The organism is Tundrisphaera lichenicola, from assembly GCF_051175385.1.
In the GTDB taxonomy this organism is placed as follows: domain Bacteria; phylum Planctomycetota; class Planctomycetia; order Isosphaerales; family Isosphaeraceae; genus Tundrisphaera; species Tundrisphaera lichenicola.
Genome location: NZ_CP195106.1, coordinates 3,747,715 through 3,765,471 on the forward strand (window position 1 = coordinate 3,747,715; position 17,757 = coordinate 3,765,471).

17 protein-coding genes and 1 tRNA gene are annotated in these 17,757 nt (G+C 63.6%); 8 read left to right on the plus strand and 10 right to left on the minus strand.

The genetic code is table 11. The annotated features are described in order from the left end of the window. Position 1: 1 nt before the first annotated feature. Complete coding sequence (locus tag P12x_RS14835) at positions 2-889, minus strand: acetamidase/formamidase family protein (protein WP_435005077.1); 888 nt, start codon at positions 887-889, stop codon at positions 2-4. A gap of 317 nt (positions 890-1,206) precedes the next feature. Here P12x_RS14835 and P12x_RS14840 point away from each other — a divergent pair, with 317 nt between their 5' ends. Further along, positions 1,207-1,383: a hypothetical protein gene (locus tag P12x_RS14840; RefSeq protein ID WP_435005078.1), complete on the plus strand. Its 177-nt coding sequence runs from the start codon at positions 1,207-1,209 to the stop codon at positions 1,381-1,383. After that, entirely contained in the window at positions 1,380-1,709 is a 330-nt protein-coding gene (locus P12x_RS14845) for a PilZ domain-containing protein (protein WP_435005079.1), read from the plus strand. The genes P12x_RS14840 and P12x_RS14845 overlap by 4 nt, the downstream gene beginning before the upstream one ends. A 118-nt stretch (positions 1,710-1,827) precedes the next feature. Here P12x_RS14845 and P12x_RS14850 read toward each other — a convergent pair. The 3 genes from P12x_RS14850 to P12x_RS14860 form a co-directional block, all read right to left on the minus strand. Then, positions 1,828-1,900, minus strand: a tRNA-Phe gene (locus P12x_RS14850). Positions 1,901-1,987: 87 nt separating this feature from the next. Further along, positions 1,988-3,142: a phosphatidylinositol-specific phospholipase C1-like protein gene (locus P12x_RS14855; protein ID WP_435005080.1), complete on the minus strand. Its 1,155-nt coding sequence runs from the start codon at positions 3,140-3,142 to the stop codon at positions 1,988-1,990. Between the two features lie 136 nt (positions 3,143-3,278). Then, positions 3,279-3,935, minus strand: a complete 657-nt coding sequence (locus P12x_RS14860) for a hypothetical protein (protein WP_435005081.1) — start codon at positions 3,933-3,935, stop codon at positions 3,279-3,281. Between the two features lie 409 nt (positions 3,936-4,344). On the opposite strand from P12x_RS14860, the gene P12x_RS14865 reads away from it, so the two are divergent. After that, on the plus strand, positions 4,345-4,989 hold the full coding sequence (locus P12x_RS14865; RefSeq protein ID WP_435005082.1) for a hypothetical protein: 645 nt from the start codon (positions 4,345-4,347) through the stop codon (positions 4,987-4,989). Between the two features lie 130 nt (positions 4,990-5,119). Here P12x_RS14865 and P12x_RS14870 read toward each other — a convergent pair whose 3' ends face one another. After that, on the minus strand, positions 5,120-6,052 hold the full coding sequence (locus P12x_RS14870) for a hypothetical protein (protein WP_435005083.1): 933 nt from the start codon (positions 6,050-6,052) through the stop codon (positions 5,120-5,122). 681 nt (positions 6,053-6,733) lie between these two features. Here P12x_RS14870 and P12x_RS14875 point away from each other — a divergent pair. The 3 genes from P12x_RS14875 (at position 6,734) to P12x_RS14885 (ending at position 10,147) form a co-directional block, all read left to right on the plus strand. Continuing rightward, complete coding sequence (locus P12x_RS14875) at positions 6,734-8,209, plus strand: hypothetical protein (RefSeq protein ID WP_435005084.1); 1,476 nt, start codon at positions 6,734-6,736, stop codon at positions 8,207-8,209. A 283-nt stretch (positions 8,210-8,492) separates the two neighbouring features. After that, positions 8,493-9,476, plus strand: coding sequence for a DUF255 domain-containing protein (locus P12x_RS14880; protein ID WP_435005085.1), 984 nt, complete (start codon positions 8,493-8,495; stop codon positions 9,474-9,476). Positions 9,477-9,637: 161 nt separating this feature from the next. Next, complete coding sequence (locus P12x_RS14885; RefSeq protein WP_435005086.1) at positions 9,638-10,147, plus strand: hypothetical protein; 510 nt, start codon at positions 9,638-9,640, stop codon at positions 10,145-10,147. An 82-nt stretch (positions 10,148-10,229) separates the two neighbouring features. On the opposite strand, the gene P12x_RS14890 is transcribed toward P12x_RS14885, so the two are convergent. Beyond that, positions 10,230-10,439 (minus strand): hypothetical protein, encoded by a 210-nt coding sequence (locus P12x_RS14890; protein WP_435005087.1) that lies wholly within the window; start codon positions 10,437-10,439, stop codon positions 10,230-10,232. A gap of 394 nt (positions 10,440-10,833) precedes the next feature. Between P12x_RS14890 and P12x_RS14895 the strand changes: the two genes are divergently transcribed. Together P12x_RS14895 and P12x_RS14900 are read left to right on the plus strand one after the other, a co-directional pair. Beyond that, complete coding sequence (locus P12x_RS14895; protein WP_435005088.1) at positions 10,834-11,349, plus strand: hypothetical protein; 516 nt, start codon at positions 10,834-10,836, stop codon at positions 11,347-11,349. A gap of 108 nt (positions 11,350-11,457) precedes the next feature. After that, complete coding sequence (locus P12x_RS14900) at positions 11,458-11,697, plus strand: hypothetical protein (RefSeq protein WP_435005089.1); 240 nt, start codon at positions 11,458-11,460, stop codon at positions 11,695-11,697. Positions 11,698-12,178: 481 nt separating this feature from the next. Here the strand turns inward: P12x_RS14900 and P12x_RS14905 are convergent, their stop codons facing one another. The 4 genes from P12x_RS14905 to P12x_RS14920 all read right to left on the minus strand — a co-directional run bounded on the left by P12x_RS14905 (position 12,179) and on the right by P12x_RS14920 (position 17,559). Continuing rightward, positions 12,179-14,044, minus strand: a complete 1,866-nt coding sequence (locus P12x_RS14905) for a patatin-like phospholipase family protein (protein ID WP_435005090.1) — start codon at positions 14,042-14,044, stop codon at positions 12,179-12,181. Further along, on the minus strand, positions 14,034-15,026 hold the full coding sequence (locus P12x_RS14910; protein WP_435005091.1) for a DUF4105 domain-containing protein: 993 nt from the start codon (positions 15,024-15,026) through the stop codon (positions 14,034-14,036). Before P12x_RS14910 ends, P12x_RS14905 begins: the two co-directional genes overlap by 11 nt. An 889-nt stretch (positions 15,027-15,915) precedes the next feature. Continuing rightward, positions 15,916-16,656, minus strand: coding sequence for a 3-keto-disaccharide hydrolase (locus tag P12x_RS14915; RefSeq protein ID WP_435005092.1), 741 nt, complete (start codon positions 16,654-16,656; stop codon positions 15,916-15,918). Positions 16,657-16,695: 39 nt separating this feature from the next. Continuing rightward, positions 16,696-17,559, minus strand: coding sequence for a serine/threonine protein kinase (locus P12x_RS14920; protein ID WP_435005093.1), 864 nt, complete (start codon positions 17,557-17,559; stop codon positions 16,696-16,698). Positions 17,560-17,757 lie beyond the last annotated feature (198 nt).

The following is a 17,757-nucleotide window of genomic DNA, read 5'->3' on the forward strand; positions in this document are numbered from 1 at the left end:
CTCAGCGACCCGCCAGGTAACGCTTCTCGACCTTCACGGCCACCGTGCCGATTCCGTAGTAGCCCACCGAGGTCCGCGCGACGTGGGTCAGGAGGTCGTAGGCCCGCCAGCGATCCCAGCCGTGGTCACGCTCCATCCAGAGGATCAGCTCGGCGAAGGCCCGGGCCATCGACCGCTCCATCGGGCAGCCGCTGACGACCGTCATGATCTCCTCGGGCGACTCGATCCGGGGCCAGGCCAGGGGCTTCTGCTTGATCAGCTCGACCGTGATCGTGGTCTCGGCGGGCATCTCCAGGCCGGTGGCCGAGAGCTCGCCGTGGCCCATGGCGGCGTGGGCGTCCCCCAGGTAGAGGAGCCCATCGGGGCAGAAGACCGGCAGGGAGATCGTGTTCCCGGGGCGGGTCTCCACGATATCCATGTTCCCGCCGTGAGGCCCGGCCGGGGCGGTCGAGGGGACTCCCCAGGCGGGGGCCGTGCCGATGCAGCCGAGCATCGGCGAGTACGGGATCGTGATCAGGTCGCTCCAGTGGATCAGGCCGTCGCGGATCGGCGAGACGTGGGTCCCGTGCGGGCAGTCGGCCCCCAGCCACTCGCAGAGCGGCCCGGGGTCGGCGGTCCGGGTGGCGCACTGACCGAGGGTCGGACGGATCTCGGCGATCGTCACGGCCAGGACATCGCCGGGGCTCGCCCCCTCGACCGCGATCGGGCCCGTCAGCGGGTTGCTGAACGGCATCTTGACCTTGTCGCGACGGTCGGAGTCGCTCCGGATCTGCCCCGAAAGCGCATCCTCGCTGGCGACCAGCACGGTCTCGCCCGACTCGATCCGAAGCCGGGGCTCGTGGTGGCGGCTGAACTCGTAGTAGAGCGGGCCGATTGGTAGTCGCTTCATGAAGGACCCTTCCTCGGTTCCCGGCCCCGCTGATCTCCCCCGCGAGACGCATCCTACCGGGGGGCCCATCGCGTTGCAATTGACGGGCAAATGGGGCGGACGGATCCGGGCGAAGACCGGGATATCGGCCGGATCCCGGAGGAAGCCGACGGGTGGGGGCTTCGCGACCCCCGATTGCCCGCGGATCTCCCGAATCCGTCCGAAGAAAATGATGGGCCAGGAGTCCCGGTTGGCCGGGGTGATGTTGTAGATTCGGCTTGTGCCCCATTCGGGGAAGGCTCCATGCCCCCGCGACTTCTCAAGGGACGACACGGCCCATGGCTGTCTATCAGTGGCTCGAAAGGCACGCTCAGGTGATCGCCCGGCACGTCGATTCCAGGGTCAAGCGAGAACTCGTCGCCGAGTACCTGGAGACGCTGCAAAAGAGCGGCAAGTTGACGGACGAGGAGCAGTCACGCCTGACCATCGCCCTGTTGAAGTCGACCAACTCATGACGACCGAACGACGCCGCACGACCCGACACCCGGCCCGCGAGAGCCAGGGGGAGCTGGAGTGGGCCGAAGGGCCCGACTTTCGGGCCGCCCGATTCCACCTCCGGGACATCAGCCAGGGTGGGGTTGGCATTGTCGCCGAAGATCCAGTCCCGCTCGGTCGCCCGGTCTGGATTCGGCTAGCCGACCCGATCCCGACCCGATGGGTCTCGGCGAAGGTGGTCAGGATCGGCGACGAGCACGAGGTGGGAGTAGCCTTCTCGGGCCAGTGCCCGTACGACTTCCGGGCCGCGGCCACGCTGGGCATCGGGTTCGATAACTTGAATTGAGCGATCTCCGGAAAGCCCGCAGCCGGTCGATCGGATGGACGTCGGATCGAGATCCGGTCCGTACTCTCGATTGTCGGGGGTAAGCGTAATAGCTTACGGCGAAACGACATGAATTGAGTGGGCAGGGGGAGAGTTGAACTCCCGACACCGCGATTTTCAGTCGCGTGCTCTACCAACTGAGCTACCTGCCCTTACCGCTCGGAGAAACTAAAAGTAGCGTCCTCGGGGGCGGCTGTCAATCGGTTAGACCGGAGAAGCGGGGAGTTTGATCGCCAGGATCAGGGGGCTTTGATGGAACTTGGGGGGCTCACGACCTCGGGCGATTCCAGGTCGGCGGGGAGTCCGTCCGGCAAGTCGAGGACGGGGTTGGGCCTGGCGGCCGCCCGGGCGGGGAGGCGGACCTGATACGGGGACAGTTCGAGGCGGGGCTCGGGAAAGTCGGTGCTGACGAACTGGGCGCCGCTGGCCAGGGCCTTCTCGCGCCGGGATGGGTCGTTCTTGCGGGACTCCTGGGTGTCGGCATCGGCCCGGGTCCGGACCAGAAATCCTTGCTGTACGAGCCTTTGGATCCGGTCGAAGTCGCGGACCGGGTCGTTGACCTTCATCCAGGCGGCGGCGGGATGGTCGGGCTCGACGGAGACGAAGAGGACCCGGCCTTGGAGTGCGGGATGGCCGTCGAGATAGCGATCCCGGAGGGCCCCTTCGTCGTCGAGCGCGAAGTAGACCTTGCCACGGACCTCGTCGAGTTCGGGCCAGCCTCGGGCCTGGATGGCTTCGAGGAGGCTGGCGTGATCTCCCCGGAGATCGTCGGGGGTCAGGAGTCGGGAGGGCTCGAAGATGGCGCGGATTTCCCCGTCGATGGACTCCAACTCCTCCAGGCCGAAAGGGATCGGGCGAGTGGGGAGGGCCGGGATCGGGTCGTCCTTGGTCTCGATCAGGACCAGGATCGGGACGTGCCGGGGGTGGTCGTTCGACCAGTCCCGGACCTGGAGGAGGGCATCGGCGAAGGTGGACACGGTGGATCGGTAGTCGACGTCCTGGACGTGGAAGATCTTCAGGCCCGGCTTCTGGAGCTTCCCACCCTCGTCGGGGTCGGGTCCGGGATCCTTGCCGAGCCCCTTGAGGATCTTCCGGGCGGTCGGCTCGGCATAGTGGCCTCCGCGGGGGTCGGCGAAGAGGTCGAGCTCGATCTGGCGGATCCCGAGGTCCGAGAACTGCTCGGGTAGGGGACGGTGAGTATAGTCCAGGGCATCGGCCGCGGTCTGGCTCGCCGCCCCGATCAGGCCGGAGATGCTCGGGGCCGGAGCGACGTGATAGGAATTGTGCGTGCCGATGACCTGAATCTGATTGAGCCGGACCCCGTCGCCGGCCAGGCAGGGGATCCCGCAAAGGAGCACCGCGAGCCAGCCGGTCGAGGCGTGTCGGACGAGCATGATCGACTCCGGGAGGCCGTTCCGGACCTCGCGGCCTCCGGGCGAACCGGAGGGATACCGCAAGTTCAATCGGGGACGACCGGCCGGATATCCGACCATGAATCGCCCCGACCCGTCCAGTGGTCGAGGACCGGGTTTACTTCGAGAACGGCATCGAAGCCTTCTGGACCTCGGGATCCTTCTTGTCGGGGGCCTTCGCCTCCTTGTCGTCCGCCTTGGCGAGGGCGGGTTTGGCCTCGTCCGGCCTGGGGCCGCCGGCCGGGGCGTCCTTCTTGGCGAGTTGGTTCGACTCCGCGGCCATCTTGCGGAGCGTCGTATTGGGGTCGAGGTAGAACTCTGGGGTGAGCGTCGCCACCGCCGCGAAGCCGTCATGCCCGTCCGCCTGGCCGCCGGGCTTCCGCCGGTAGATGATCCGGCTCTCGGTGATGTGGACGGTGTCCTTCTGGTCGATCGCCGTGCTCTTGGCGACCTTGCCCAGCTTGAGCATCTGATTCAGGGCCATGATCCCCGGCTCGGAGTCCAGCTCCAGCTTCCGGGCGGCCTGGAAGACCCGTTCCCCTTCGACCACTTCCTCGGCGCGGACGATCTCGTAACCCTCCGGGAAATGGAGGGCCATCAGATATTCGGCCTCCGCTCGGAAGTCTTTCCGGCCCAGCGGGGAATTGCGCTGCATGCCGATCACGCCGTACTCACCGTCCTGATAGACGTACCGGGCCTCCGGGCCCAGATCGCATCCGATCGCGCACAGGCTGAGCGCCGCAAAGGCCGCCACCCGGCTGATGTTCCGACGCATCGAAATCACCTCGCGTCCTGAGACGCGAAAAACACCCCAACCCCCTCGGTAACACCCGAGGAGTCGGTGGGCCCGGCTCAAAGCCGAGGTGGTCGGAAGGTGCTTCGCTTGGTGGACCTCGCCGGAGAGGGACAACACCATCAGAGTCTCCGGAGATTAATACGCCTTTGCCAGAGGGACGTCAAGGTTCATATCTCGGGTCGATCTCGGGACGCTGCCCGCGACAAATCGGTGCGTGGGGAACTGGTCGCATTGAGGTGTCGTCGCCATGACCGAACCGCGATCGATCACACTCGACACGATCCATGGGCCCGATCGTGTCGGATTTAGCTCGATCGAGGGATCGCCCAATAATCGAGGCGACGGACCGAATAAGTTCCGATCACCGGACCCCGCAAGGCCGATCGTCATGGAACAGAAGCACACGATTTCGGGCATTCTGCACCTGATCGGCGCCGCTCTCTCGGCTTATCTCCTCGTCTGGTACGGGGCCTGGGCCCTGATCGCCGCCCTGGTTGGCACGGCCTTGGGAAACATGGCCCCGCCGGAGCAACCTCGGGCGGTCAATCTCGTCGGCCTGGCGATCCTCGGCGCGCTCATGGCTTCCGCCGGTTTTTGCCTCGCGCTCGGCTTTCTCATCCTCGGATTTCGCGCGTTCTGCGGCGGGCCCTTTCCCCGATGGCGCTCGACCCGGATTTACTTGCTGTCCGCCCTGATTCCGATCGGGCTGACCGTGGCTCTCGCCTGGTTCGTGGCCGCCACGGCATCGGCCCCGGTCGGTTATCAAGACCTGGTAGGGATCTGGCATCCGATCGACTCGGACAAGCATACTTATCGCTTCAACCCGGATGGCACCTTGGATAGCTGGTGGAGCAACCTGCCCCACGGCACGATGGGCCGATGGAGCCGCACCGGCAATACGGTGACGGTGATCTACGATCGCAACTGGCAGATGACCGGGACCATCGGCCGGGGATCGTTCAAGGGCACGAAGACCGATACTTCGAGCGGAAAGCCCCTCGGCGCGGAGGAGTGGGTACGCGACGGTACCTAGCCTTCGAGCCATGATAACTTGCTGTCGCGAATAATCAGGCCCGAGTGCCGATCCGAATCGCACGCGAGGAACGATGAAATCGATCGTCGGGACCGTCCCCTGCCTATCCCATATTCGGTGCGCGTCCGGCTTACTTCCTGTCGATGCTCAATTTCGGACTGCTCATCTGCAGGTCGGCGACCTCTTCATCGAGGAACCCGCATCCGGTGATATCCAGCTTTTCGAGCCCCGGTATCGCCTTGAGATGCGGCAGGGCGGACTCGGAAAGGGGAACTTGCCTCAGCGAGAGGATCCGGAGCCCCTTTGCACCCGACAAGGCCATCAAACCATCGTCGCTGATCTTGCAGCCATCCAGATAGAGGATGTGCAATCGGGAGAGTGACTTCAACCCGGCCAGGCCTGACCCCTGGATGTCCGTATTCTGGAGGTACAGGCCCATCAACTCGGGCAGACCTTCGAGCGATTGCAGGTCGGAATCGGTTATGGGTATGTCGTTGAGGAACAGGGTCCAGAGGTGATCCAACCCCTTTAGATGAACCAACCCCGAACCCGTGATCGGCGGGTTACGTTTCTGGCCTCGAATCTGGTAATTGCGGATGGAGAGGTGCCGGAGGTTGGTGAATTTGCCCAGGCTCTTCAGGCCGGCGTCGGTGACCGCCGTGTTCTCCAGATAGAGCCCTCCGATCTGGCTACCATGGGCCTCCGCGAGCCTGGCCAGGGCCGAGTCGTCGAACTCCGGGTTGTGGAAGGTGACGTTGAACCACTCCTCCTGCCCGAAGGTCCCGAAGTATCCCGGCTTCGTCACGTTCACTCCGGGATCGCCGCCGAGTGCCTTGACGTCGTCGGCAAGGAGCCGGGCCGCTGGCGTGAACCGAGGGGGTTCCCCGGGCACCTGGTTGAAGAGATGGTGGAGGCCTTCCGCCACGGGGCCGAGTCGTTCGGCCGTCGAACGATCAAGTCGGACGAAACCATAGAGGCCGAGTGTCAGCGCGATGAAAACCAGCATCGCCCGGAGTCGCCGATTCGGCGCCTTGCGCATCGAGGTGCCTGGGTCGGTGCTCATGGGGGCCAATTCTACGACCGCTCGCGATGTAGTTCGAGGGCTAAATTATTAGGACTTGGTTTTCAGACGCACTCAACGCCTCTCGCCTCGGAAACCAGGAGCAAACGCTTTGAAAGTGATACCTGGCCCAGGAACGTTGCTTGAGTAATCAAAAAACAATCAATTTTACCTCTTTGACGTCAAGAAGTGAGAAAAATGGACGATGTCGAGGGAGAACAGGTGGTCTGGGAATAATAAACGGGCCTTGTCGCCATGGTGCCTCTTTAATTGTCGAAGCCGGGAAGAGCTCAGATGCCCATTTAGGGGTACGAGGTGCATGTCAGCACGCTCGGCCAACTGCTCAACTCGGACAGGTGGGCCTGCCCATCGGTGTGATGGTCATCGAACCGGAAGACGGCACGCATTTATCGAATTGATTATAATACATTTGTGTGAAACGATAGAGCATTGCATTATTTGGTTGCAAATCATTAGAGGCCGATCAATGCGGTCCGGATGGCGGCTTCCCGGGGAAAAGCAAAAATGTCGAGAATAATGCCGGTCATGCTGAAGGCGCCGGGGAGGCGAGATCGCCGGTATCGTCCACGACCCGAGTTACTGGAAGGGCGTGCCCTCTTGTCGACCGGGCCTGTGACTCATGCGCTATGGGGCGGGATCGATGTCCGAGGGGGGGCGAAGGTCTTGTCCGGGCGATCGTCGGTCCATGTCATGGCGGCGGGTCGACCCGTGGTGTTGCGGCCCGGGGCGTTTCCGGGAGGGCTTGGGACCGGACTCGAAGATGCCACCGCCCAGATCCAGGCCCTGATCGATTTGACTCCGGTCAACGGTACGCTGGAACTCCCTCGGGGTACGTATCTGGTTAGCAAGCCAATCGTTATATCCAAGCCTATGACGCTGACGACCCGAGGTTCATCCGGTCTGAGGCAATCGGCCGATCCTCTGGCCGGAGGAAGTCTCGACCTCGCCGGATACGCGACGCTGAAGGCGAGCCCGTCGCTCGTCTTCGGCTTCTTCTATCCCCCGAGGGACCAGGACAAGGGCCTGCTCATCGTCCGGCCGCCGGAGGGACAGGACACCCTCTCCGGCGTCCATATTCGGCACATCGCCCTCGACGGCAACGGGGTAAACCGCGGCACGGACCGGTTCAGCAACGACCAGATGAACTGCAGCAACCTCAACATGCGGAGGACGGACAACTCTTCCTTCACCGATAGCGTCTCATTCCACGCGGTCGGCCGGGGCTGGGATCCGTACGCGCATATCTTCGTGGACTGCACCAATCTGAAGATCGACGACAATCTCCTGCTCGAAAACGGCGAATCCTCGATCGGCCCGAGCGGGCCGGAGTACAACGGCTCCAACTTCGCGACGAACACGCTCGAGGTTCGGGCGGAGACGCGCGACGTCCGCGTCGAGATCAAGCGGAATCGCGTCTATGACTCGACGATCCTGGGCATCGTGGTGCAGACGAGCGCAGGCCGGACGATGACCGGTGAGGTGGCCTACAACGTCATCCGCCAATTTCGCTCCATGAGCTATGGCGTGGGCCTCGAATTGTACGGCGATGGTTCCTTCGGGAACGGCAGGTTGCAGAATCCCCGGACGACGCTGCTCGTTCATCATAATCTGATCGACGGGAACGCGGGGGCCGCCACGATCCCGGGGACCTCGACGCGTCTCCGACAGATCCCTTACGGGCTCATGATCGGAGTCGGCCCGTTCGGCAACCCGCCCGAAAACGGGGTCGACGTCCAGGCCTGGCAGATCAAGGGCGGTCGGATCTACCGGAACGAGATCCGGAATGTCCAGGTCGGGGTCAACGTCGACCAGGCCGGGACCGTCGCCTCACCGACCTACGTGCTGGACAACACGGTCGGCGGATCGACCGGGCTGGCCTTCAACAAGGCCCCGCAAAACCTGCCCGGCTATCCCCTGAACGTAATCGTGACGAACCAATCCACCGTCCGCGACCGCCAGGGCAAGGTCCGGCAGACCGGGAAGGCCAAACTCTTCGCGGACAACCAGCGGCCCGCGTCATGGTCGGATCTGTTCACCAGGGGCTCCGTGGGCGGGACCCAGGAGCCGTTCCGCCGCCTGATAGCCGCGGCGCCGAAGCCATTCCAGGGCCCGCAGCGTGGCCAGGGTCGCCCCAACTGAGCTTGCCCCCAACCCCTGAAACGCTCAGCCGATGTTCCGCCATGAATTGCTCGAGGTTTCCTGACGTAGGTGGTAGTTGGCATGCTCACGCGGAGCATGAGCATGAATCGTCCTGGAATCATGCTCATGCTCCGCGAGGGCATGCCAATCGGAAAGGTAGGCTGCCCCGGAGAAATCATCCCCAGGAGTCGCCCTCGGGCTCCAACGAAGAATTTCGTTGAGGCGTGGTCGTGGCGAGGCTAGATTGGCCTCGTCTTCACCACATCCCACGGAGGCCACTCCCATGCTGAGAGCCATTCTGCCCACCTTCGCCGCTTTGTTGCTGGCGACACCCGCCCTCTCGATCGCCCAGGAGCCGGAGGCGCCTGCCAAGAAGGCCACTCGCCCCGCACTCTATGACTCGAAGGCCGACGCCGATGTCCAGATCAAGACCGCGACCAAGCTGGCTCATCGGGACGCCCGACGGGTCCTGGTCATGTTCGGGTTCAACGGGTGCGGCTGGTGCCACAAGCTCCACGGGCTCTTCGCCTCGGATCAGGCGATCCGCGAGCGGCTCTCCGACGATTACGTCCTGGTGATGGTCGACATCGAGTCGCCGAATTCCGAAGACCTCCTCGAAAAGTGCAAGTCGGCCCTGTCCGCCGAGGAACTCAAGAAGGGAGTCGGCTTCCCCTTCCTGTCGGTGATGGATGGCGACGGTCGCGTCCTCACCTCCCAGCGGACCGATCCCCTGGAAGTGGGCGACCACCACGATCCGGCCAAGGTGAAGGCTTTCCTGGACGAGTGGGCTCCCACCAAGGCCGTGGCTTCGAAGGTCTTCGAGGAGGGCCTGGCGAGGGCGTCGAGCGAGGACAAGCTGGTCTTCCTCCACTTCGGCTCGCCGACCTGCGGGTGGTGCCACAAGCTGGATGGCTTCCTCGCCCGAGAGGATATTGCCCCGATCATAGGGTCGGAATTCGTGGACGTGAAGCTGGACCTCTCGCGGATGACCGGCGCCGACGAGATCCTCGCGAAATACAACGACGGCCAGTCGGGCGGCATTCCCTGGTTCGTGTTCACCGACGCCAAGGGCAAGGCGATCGTCACCTCGGACGGGCCCAAGGGGAATGTCGGATACCCGGTCACCCCCGAGGAGATCGGGCATTTCACCGCCATGCTCCGGAAGGCGGCCCGCAAGCTGACCCCGTCCCAGATCGACGAGATCGAGTCGGCCTTGAAGGCGGCGGCCAGGAAGATCGAGCAGGCCCGCGCCGGGGCCGCTCGCTAAATCGAGGGCGGGGCGACGATGTGGTCGCCCCTCCTTCCGTCGGTTTCTCGTCTTGCTCGAACTTATGCGGTGAGAACTACTCCGATAGCGGGACGAGGATGACAGACCCACAACAGGCCCAATCCGCCCGGGGACAGTTTCTTCGGATGCTGTCCCCGTGGATGTGGTGTCTCTTCGCCGGCCTTGCCGCGCTCGGGGTCTGGGCCTCGTGCGATGAAACGGCCAGGACGGCCCAGCCAACGCTGGTCGATGGCGTCTGGGTCCCGAGGGTGACCCAACGCATTCGGAATAGGGTCGTCACGCTGAGCCCGTGGAATGCCACGGGCGGAAGTGCAACCCTGTCGATCTGCCTCTCCTTCATGATCGTCATGCCCTTGGGGATCAGGCGGAAGGCGTGGGGCGAGTCGCGAACCGTCCTCTGGCGCCCCCTCACGGGAGGTCTGATCGGTGGCCTGGTCGGACTGGCGATCTGGGCCTCCCAGTCGGCCGGGCCCATGCCGGTGACGATGTCCCCGTATGCCGTCTTGATCATCGCCCAGATGGGTGCCCTGGCAGGATGGCTTTACGCGATCCTGAACGATCCGATGCTCCCGCAGGAGACGTCAGCGGACCTCGGATCGAGCGGGGAAAAGACAGGAGGAGGCTACGGAAATTCGGATGCCGATAGGTGACACCCGGAATGAGCCCCCCCGGCCACCCGTTGCAGAGCCCGAGCCTGGGGACTGGGCCCCGTAACGAGGAGGAGTCTCGCATTCAAACCTCGGCATCCTGCCACTTCTCCGGCTTGATCGCCGTCTTGTCGTCCGGGTTCATCCCGTGCTGGATCATCGCCATGCGCTCGAAGTGCCGCTGGCACTGGGCGATGATCGCCGAGATCGAACCGCAGACGATGGCCACGATGGCGATCCACGCGAACCAGGGGATGCCCGTGAGGAATTGAACAAAGCCATTCGTTTGAACCATCTGTCCTCCAAGCTGGGAGAAGGGGCCGATGTCACCACATCAGGGGGTATTCTCGCCAGGGGGCGATTTATTGTCGAGGGGAGCGGAAATGGGCGTTCCTGCCCGAGGGACAGGCCGGGTTCCAGGCCAGCCGGGATCGGCGATCGAGATACCAGGAACCCAATCCGACCCCTGGCTCTCGTGCTCGCTCCCCACGACGACCTGCGCCCCGGAGTTGGTCTCGGGTCAGGACCTTCGCAGGTCGACCGACCCGCAATGCCGGGCAAATCCGATCAGGCGTCGCAAGCCTCAGGCTGGGGGTTTCAAAAGGAAGAATGGGACGTAGAGAGCCGACGCCGGAGCCGATGAGCACTGTAATCGTCGCGCAAACCGATACCGATACAGGGACCTTCGGATGCCCCGGCTCATCATCCCGGCGCTCTTCGCCATCTTGCTCTCCGGCTGCAGCATCCTGAGGCGTGTCGACACGACCATCGCCGAACTCGACACGGCGAACACGCTGCTGGCCAGCACCAACGGTCAGCTCGCCACCACGAGCAAGCAGATGGCCGACACCCAGGCCCTGATGGTCGAGTCGAACCGGCTGATCGTCGAGTCGAGCAAGCAGATGGCCGATACCCAGGCCCTGATGGTCGAGTCGAACCGGCTAATCGGCGATTCGAGTCGCCAGGTGACCGCCAGCATCGATGTCGTCACGAAGTCGATCGAGGCGATGGGGCGGTCGAATGAGAGGATCGACCAGTCGAACTCCAACATGACGAAGACGATCGACAACATGGAGAAGACGCTGGTCCAGATGAACACGACGAACCAGAACATGATGCGCAGCAACGCCCTGATGACCGAGATGAACGAAAAACTCGGGGTCATGACCAAGATCATCGAGAAAATCCCGGGGATGAAGCCCTGATCCCTGGGCTTTTCTTCCATGGCCCGCCCCAAAAAATCGGCGTCAGAAAATCCGTAGTCGATCTCCACATATCGGAACTCAATGCTGGAAAGTTAGCGGAGGAGCGGCATGGAGGACGAGCCGGTACACCTGGTATTGTCGCAAGATGAGGCCCTCGTGTTATTCGAGTTGCTCTCCCGCTACGACGAGACCGAAAGATTCGGCGTGGATGACCCGGCCGAAGTGCTATCCCTATGGCATTTGCATGGCGTGCTCCAAAAGAAGTTGGTCGCCCCGCTCCAGGCAGACTACGCCGACCAACCCCGAAGGGCACGTGACCGGCTACGAGAGAAGGATGGCTATGTCTGACCTGCCGGCAAAGAAAATCGCTGTAAGAATGCGGAATGTTGGGTGCGATTTTCCCTTGAGATGACACCCATTTTCCCTGAGGGCCTACAAATCCTCCGATCAGTCTGCGGGGGCGCCCCGGACGGAAGCTGAGGGTTCATGGGCGGCTGAGTCGGCGACGGTTCGATCATGGTACCGCGGCCAGTCACCGCTCCGGTGGCAGGTGTAACGTCAGGTAGGGCGACTGGTCGAGCCGGGGAGTCGCTCTGGTAACGCCCCGGCCCTGCGGTCGAGCCGACCGGACAGAACTTAGTCGAGAGCCTCGCAGGCGGGACTTCTGAGGAATATAGGCCCGTATCGACCCTATTCCTCCTCGAAGTACCTCTCCTTCGGGATTGCCTTGGTAGCTGGCTTCGTACGGTCGACCTGCATGTCAAACCTCCCTTCCTCGTCGCGGGTTTTCTCCAAGCGTTGCTTGTTGAGGGGGCAGGGTCACTGCCGGTCACGGCGGCGTGGGCTCATCTGTGTCGGGGGGCGACTTGAAGAGTTGAGGGTCGAGCCGATTCAATAGCCGCTGGATCTTCGGGACTTGTTCCAGTGCCGCCGCTTCGCCGATGGCGGCGAGTTCCTTCGCCCTCATGAACTCCGAGGGGTCGATGCCGGTCACGTCCGGCTCGATGACCACGTCGGCCGGCTGAACACCGAAGGCGTTCAGGTTGTAGTTCTGAACGAGCAGGCTACGCAGAATCGTCGGGAAGATTCCCGGCCTCTTCCGGGTCAGAGTCGTCCTCTCGGGATGAATGTCGCAGAAGCTCGCCTCGAGCTTCGCCGACACGCTGCCGGCGATCACGAAATTGCAGCCCATCGACACCAGCACATTCGCAGGGATGTTGTTGACCAGCCCGCCGTCGATCAGCGCCTGGCCGTCGCGGACGATCGGCACGGAGAGCACGGGCACGTTGATGCTCTCGAGGATCGCGTGGACGGCATCGCCGCGCTCGCGAACGATCGAGTTGCCGCTCACCAGGTCGACCGTGACGGAGAAGCAGGGGATGGCGAGTTGCTCGAGCCTCCAGTCGTGCAGGTATTTCCGCAGCATCGGGTCGAACTGCCCGGTGCGATACTTGTGGACGAGGTGCCAGTAGGTTCCCTGCGGCAGTTGCCGAAAGATCCAGGAGGGGAGAAGGTCTTGGGAGAACGCTTCGGCAATGTAGTCTGGGTCCAGGCCGGCGGAGTACATGATGCCCGTCATCGCGCCGGCGCTGGTGCCGGCGATCATGTCGACGACGATGCCGTTTCGCTCGAGGGCCTTGAGCGCCCCCAGGTGTGCCAGGCCGCGGGCGGCCCCGCCTCCGAGCGCCAGGCCCACGCGGACGCCGCGGAGGTCGTGGACCAGTCGCTCCAGGCCGTTGACCAGCGACCGGCCCCAGGGCAGTCCCGGCGGCGTCTCGTGGATCTTGAAGTCGCGGCAGGCCAGATCGGCAAGATTTGGGACGACGGGGACCACGGGGCGGTCGCCCTGGAGCATCCAGGCGACACGAATCTTGTCGCGCCAGCCCCGGGCCGCCACATCGATCGCCTGCAGCCGGCGGACGGCGGCTTCTGCTGAGCTGGCCGGGATGAAATAGACGGCGTGGTCGACGAGCTCCATGAGCTGAGCCAGCCGTTCCGGCGTCAGGTAGGTGTGGACGTCGAAAATGATTCGATTGGCGTCCTGCCAGCGGGCGACCTGCTCCCGTATCTCCTGGGACGTCAAATCTCGACCGCCCTCGCGGAGCGGCCGGAACCTCACCCTCGGCAAATCCAGGTGCCGGTCCGAATCGCTCAGGACGCCGATCTGCTCGCCGACTTCGGACAGGCGCCCGATGAGGCGATCGGCCGCCGGGCGCGTCGCGGGCGAATCGTGAATCAGCGCCAGCATCATCGCCGATCGCTTGGGGGCGGCGCCGAAGAAGAACTTTCGCAGGCTTCCCGCGTACGTCTTCAGCCATAGGCGACGCAATTCCGGCCTGGTGAAACTCAGCTCGAGGGCCTCCTCGTAATCCAGCCTCAGGATCGTCGAGGGCTCCAGGGCGACGACGCGGATCGGCACCGATTCGCCCAGCGCGCCGACCATCAGCCCGAACTGTTCGCCGCGTTCGATCATGCGGAACAGCGACTCCGTTCCGCCGGCGCCGACCCGCACGGCCTTGAGCCGCCCGCGCAGGACGAAGCCCACCGTGGTGAGCACCACGTCCGCCTCGTGGACGACGCTCCCGGCCGGATACTGCGCGACCCGTCCGAGCCTCGCGACTTCCCCGAGAGTCTCATCGGACGCACCCCGAAAGTAATCGTGCACCTTCAGGAGCGGAATGATCTCATCGTTCATGGCGGCGCCTTTCGAGCTCGCGGCGGATATGGTCCCCGAACCCCGTCGCCGGGGCCGCGTTCGCAATGTCGTTGAGGTAGGCGAGTCGGCGGAGTTCCCGGAAGGGTAGAGTCCGGTCCAATCGACCGTCCCGATAAAGGATCCGATCCAGGCGGGCGTTGGCGATGACGCGCCAGTCCCAGCGGACCTTCGTGCTGGGAAGCTTGTAGAAGGACGTCGTGCAATTGGTGAATAGGACGTGGTACCAGCGCGGGGTCTCATGCAATTGATTGATCGTATTCACGTAATCGAGGAACAGGCTCGTCAACTCCTCGAGGTTCGAATTGATGCGGTAGAGGTACGCCCATTGACGTTCGCTATATTTCGTGCGACGAAGGATGACGTCCCTCTCGTCCGCGGCGACGAACATCAGCTCCTGCTGTCGATACAGACTGCGAAAGACGGAGTAGCCCTGCCCCTTCGTGATCCGGGCCTCGATCGACATGCAGATGCGTCCGTCAGGCCCGAAGTCGAAGACCATGGCGGGATGCCCCCTGAGCCCGTCCCCCCAGTCGAAGAAAATGACATCCACTCCGTTTATATTCGAGAGATGATATGTGCGAGTTTCGTACTGCGGCGTGAAATCGTCGATCGAGCGGTATTCGAGGTTGCGGACGTTTTCGATCGTCACCACATCCCCGTCGATCACGGCCCGGGACAGCACGGCCATGCTCGGGTCCCAGTCGCGGTCATTGCTCGGCTTCAGTCGGAACCACCAGGCGAGGAAGAGCAACTCCATCCCGACCAGGGCGACGGCCGGCTGCCAGAGGGGCCGCCAGGCCGCGAACATCGCGATCACCGCAAAGGCCCAGACCATCACGACCCAGCGGCCCCACGCGGCTCCGCCGCACGCGTCGTAGTAAATCGCGCCGATCATCCATATGGCGACCAGCGTAGACGCCAGCACCGATGCTCCCGTGAAGATTCCCAGTATGAGATCCATGGACGCATTTCCTTCCGCGAGCGCCGGAGCGGCTCAATCCGGCCTCTATCCGCCATCGGAGTGGTTTCGACCCATCAGGATTCGGGGAGGAGATCGGTCGCCGCGTTCTGGCTCGACGGCCGCTCACTTCAGTCTAGCAGGATTGGGAGATTTCAAAAGCATGATAACCCATCGGTTTCATGCCCAGGAATCGAACCGTGGCCGCCTAGGTGTCAAAGGGCCGCCTGGGGTCAGGCTAAGATTCTGGTTTCTCGGTCGAAGTAAATTCGATCTCGAATAATTCTCCCCTCGTCGAGTCGGCCGGACTTCCTGCCTCGGCCGCTCTCAGACGGTCGTTTTCGCCTGTCGATTCCAGGAACTTCACCCAGCTCGACGGAGTTCGCCGGGGGTCGAGTCTGCATGGACTGGTTGGATGCCGTCGAAGGGGCGGCTTGCAGTTCCCTCGGTTTTGTGTGTTAGCTCAGGATCGATGTACGCGAAGATATCAGGGAAGGATTTTGGGCCGATCGCGTCCGATGGACACACTCTGGCGAAAGAGAGGCGCATGCCCCGGACCGGGCGAGACTCGCCCGCCAGAATGAGCCACTACTCGGGCCGGGAACGAACCCATCTTGGCCGGTCGATCGCCCTCGAGGTCTGTTGCTCTCGCGAATTCTTCGGTTTGATCGTCATGACGCAAACCTATGCCGCTTTTTTGTTTTCGATGATCCGCAGCCCGACTCTGGGAGACGAGAGGCGAGATCGAATGACCGAACGAAGCCATTCTCGACGGGGGAACGAACCCATCATTCGGAGTCAGAACGAACCCACTCTGGGCGGCGGAACGAACCCATTCTCGACGACGGAACGAACCCACCCGCGACGTCTCAGTCAGCCTCAAGCGAGTGGTTCAGGGCTTCGAATCCAGTCGGCGGGCCTTGATGCTCCGGAAGGCGATCGGGCCGTGATCGGCCTGGATCAGGAGCGGGCCGGTGGGCTTCGGGGCGTCGTGCCAGGCGGAGCCGGTGGGGGTGGGGACCTCCAGGTTGTCCTGGACCTTCTGGCCGTTCAGGGTGGCGGAGATCCGGGCGTTGGCGATCTTCTGGCCCTTGTCGTCGAACCGGGGGGCGTGGAAGGTCGCGTCGAGGACCTGCCACTCTCCGGGCGGTTTGCAGGCGTTGGCCAGCGGGGCGTAGCCGTCGTCGATCTGGTGGTACTTCGGCTTCTCCTCCGACCGAGGATAGACCCCTCCGCTGTCCCGACCGGTGGGCTTCCGGGTCGAGCCGTAGCTGTCGAAGATCTGGACCTCGTAGACCGCCTGGAACTTCACTCCCGAGTTCGAGCCCTTCGGGAGCAGGAATTCGAGGTGGACCTCGACGTCGCCGAACTCTTCCTTGCTGATCAGGTTCCGGCCCCGGCCGATCGGACCGTTATGGATCAGGTCCGATCCGGGCTCGGTCGCGAGCTTCCGAGGGTCCGCCGGGTCGAGGTTCGCCGATCCGGCGGTCGCCCAGCCCTGGATCGGCGGCTTCCAGGCGTCGAGGCTCGAAAGGTCCACCCAGTCCTGGTCCTCGGGCCCGGCCCCTGCCAGGAGCCCCAGCGCCCCCAGGATGAGCCCGATCGATCGGAGGGTGCGGAGTGGCGGACGCATGGGGGTGATCCTCGGGGGTCTCGGGGGGCCGGGCGGGCCTCAGTCCTCTTCGAGCTTCAATTCCACTTCTTCCAGCCCGAGGTATCGGGCGATCTCCGAGAGCTTCTGCTGGATCTCGAACATCCCTTCGGGTCGGCGTTCGGGGCTGATCTGGATGCAGCTCATGATCAGGTCGCTGAGCTTGCTGGGGAGCCCTGCGTTGACCTGGATCGGCGTGGGGAGCTTGACCTTGGCGCTGTCGGCGACCCGGGGGCCGTTGCTCGGGTTGGCGTATCGACCCGTGAACATCCGGTACATGGTCGCGCCGAGGTTGTAGATGTCGGTCCGCTCGTCGACGAGCTTCTCGGTCATCTGCTCGGGGGCCATGTACTGCGGGGTCCCCTGGATCCGGTTCTTCTCCTCCCCCTTGAGCCAGGCGGTCCCGAAGTCGATCAGCTTGACCTTGCCGTCCTTCGAAATCATGATGTTCGAGGGCTTGAGGTCGCCGTGATAGACCCCCCGGCGATGCATGTGGACCAGGGCGCTGGCGACCTGGATGAAGGCCAGGACGAGCTGGGGCATGGTCGGGCCTTCGACCTCGTCGAGGGTCTTGCCGTCGACGAACTCCATCAGCAGCTCGACGCCGGTCACCTTGAACAGCAGCGATCGTTTGAGGCGGCAGTCGTAGATCCGGGCGATGGCCGGGTGGTTGAGCTTCTGGGCGGCCGCGTATTCGGTCTGCGCCTGGGCGATGTAGACGTCGTCGTCGGAGTCCTGACGCTTGACGACCTTGAGCGCGAACCGCTTGCCGCCCCTCGTCCGATCGGCAATCTGAAGGATGGTGCTGCCCGCACCGGTCCCGAGCGGGCCGACGACCCGATATTCCATCTCGCTCAATTTGGGCGTGCCCGACGCGTTCGACATGCGAGCCCTCGGTCTCTCTTCGTGGAAAAGCGGGAAATCAGGCCCATTATCGCGAGCCGAGAGGGGGACGGAGGCCGGACTCCCGTCAGAAAGACCTTAGCCCAGGGCATCCATCGAAGCAATGCCCCGGAGGGATCTGAAATCGAATCCGAGCGGGACTGGATCGGGATTTCGCCGAGGCGTTTTTGGCCCGTCCTG

Coding starts and splice junctions, on each gene's coding strand:
- P12x_RS14840 (WP_435005078.1), top strand. CDS start 1,207: ATGGCTGTCTATCAGTGGCTCGAAAGGCACGCTCAGGTGATCGCCCGG.
- P12x_RS14905 (WP_435005090.1), bottom strand. CDS start 14,044: ATGAACGATGAGATCATTCCGCTCCTGAAGGTGCACGATTACTTTCGG.
- P12x_RS14885 (WP_435005086.1), top strand. CDS start 9,638: ATGTGGTGTCTCTTCGCCGGCCTTGCCGCGCTCGGGGTCTGGGCCTCG.
- P12x_RS14845 (WP_435005079.1), top strand. CDS start 1,380: ATGACGACCGAACGACGCCGCACGACCCGACACCCGGCCCGCGAGAGC.
- P12x_RS14890 (WP_435005087.1), bottom strand. CDS start 10,439: ATGGTTCAAACGAATGGCTTTGTTCAATTCCTCACGGGCATCCCCTGG.
- P12x_RS14880 (WP_435005085.1), top strand. CDS start 8,493: ATGCTGAGAGCCATTCTGCCCACCTTCGCCGCTTTGTTGCTGGCGACA.
- P12x_RS14860 (WP_435005081.1), bottom strand. CDS start 3,935: ATGCGTCGGAACATCAGCCGGGTGGCGGCCTTTGCGGCGCTCAGCCTG.
- P12x_RS14855 (WP_435005080.1), bottom strand. CDS start 3,142: ATGCTCGTCCGACACGCCTCGACCGGCTGGCTCGCGGTGCTCCTTTGC.
- P12x_RS14895 (WP_435005088.1), top strand. CDS start 10,834: ATGCCCCGGCTCATCATCCCGGCGCTCTTCGCCATCTTGCTCTCCGGC.
- P12x_RS14870 (WP_435005083.1), bottom strand. CDS start 6,052: ATGAGCACCGACCCAGGCACCTCGATGCGCAAGGCGCCGAATCGGCGA.
- P12x_RS14835 (WP_435005077.1), bottom strand. CDS start 889: ATGAAGCGACTACCAATCGGCCCGCTCTACTACGAGTTCAGCCGCCAC.
- P12x_RS14900 (WP_435005089.1), top strand. CDS start 11,458: ATGGAGGACGAGCCGGTACACCTGGTATTGTCGCAAGATGAGGCCCTC.
- P12x_RS14915 (WP_435005092.1), bottom strand. CDS start 16,656: ATGCGTCCGCCACTCCGCACCCTCCGATCGATCGGGCTCATCCTGGGG.
- P12x_RS14920 (WP_435005093.1), bottom strand. CDS start 17,559: ATGTCGAACGCGTCGGGCACGCCCAAATTGAGCGAGATGGAATATCGG.
- P12x_RS14865 (WP_435005082.1), top strand. CDS start 4,345: ATGGAACAGAAGCACACGATTTCGGGCATTCTGCACCTGATCGGCGCC.
- P12x_RS14910 (WP_435005091.1), bottom strand. CDS start 15,026: ATGGATCTCATACTGGGAATCTTCACGGGAGCATCGGTGCTGGCGTCT.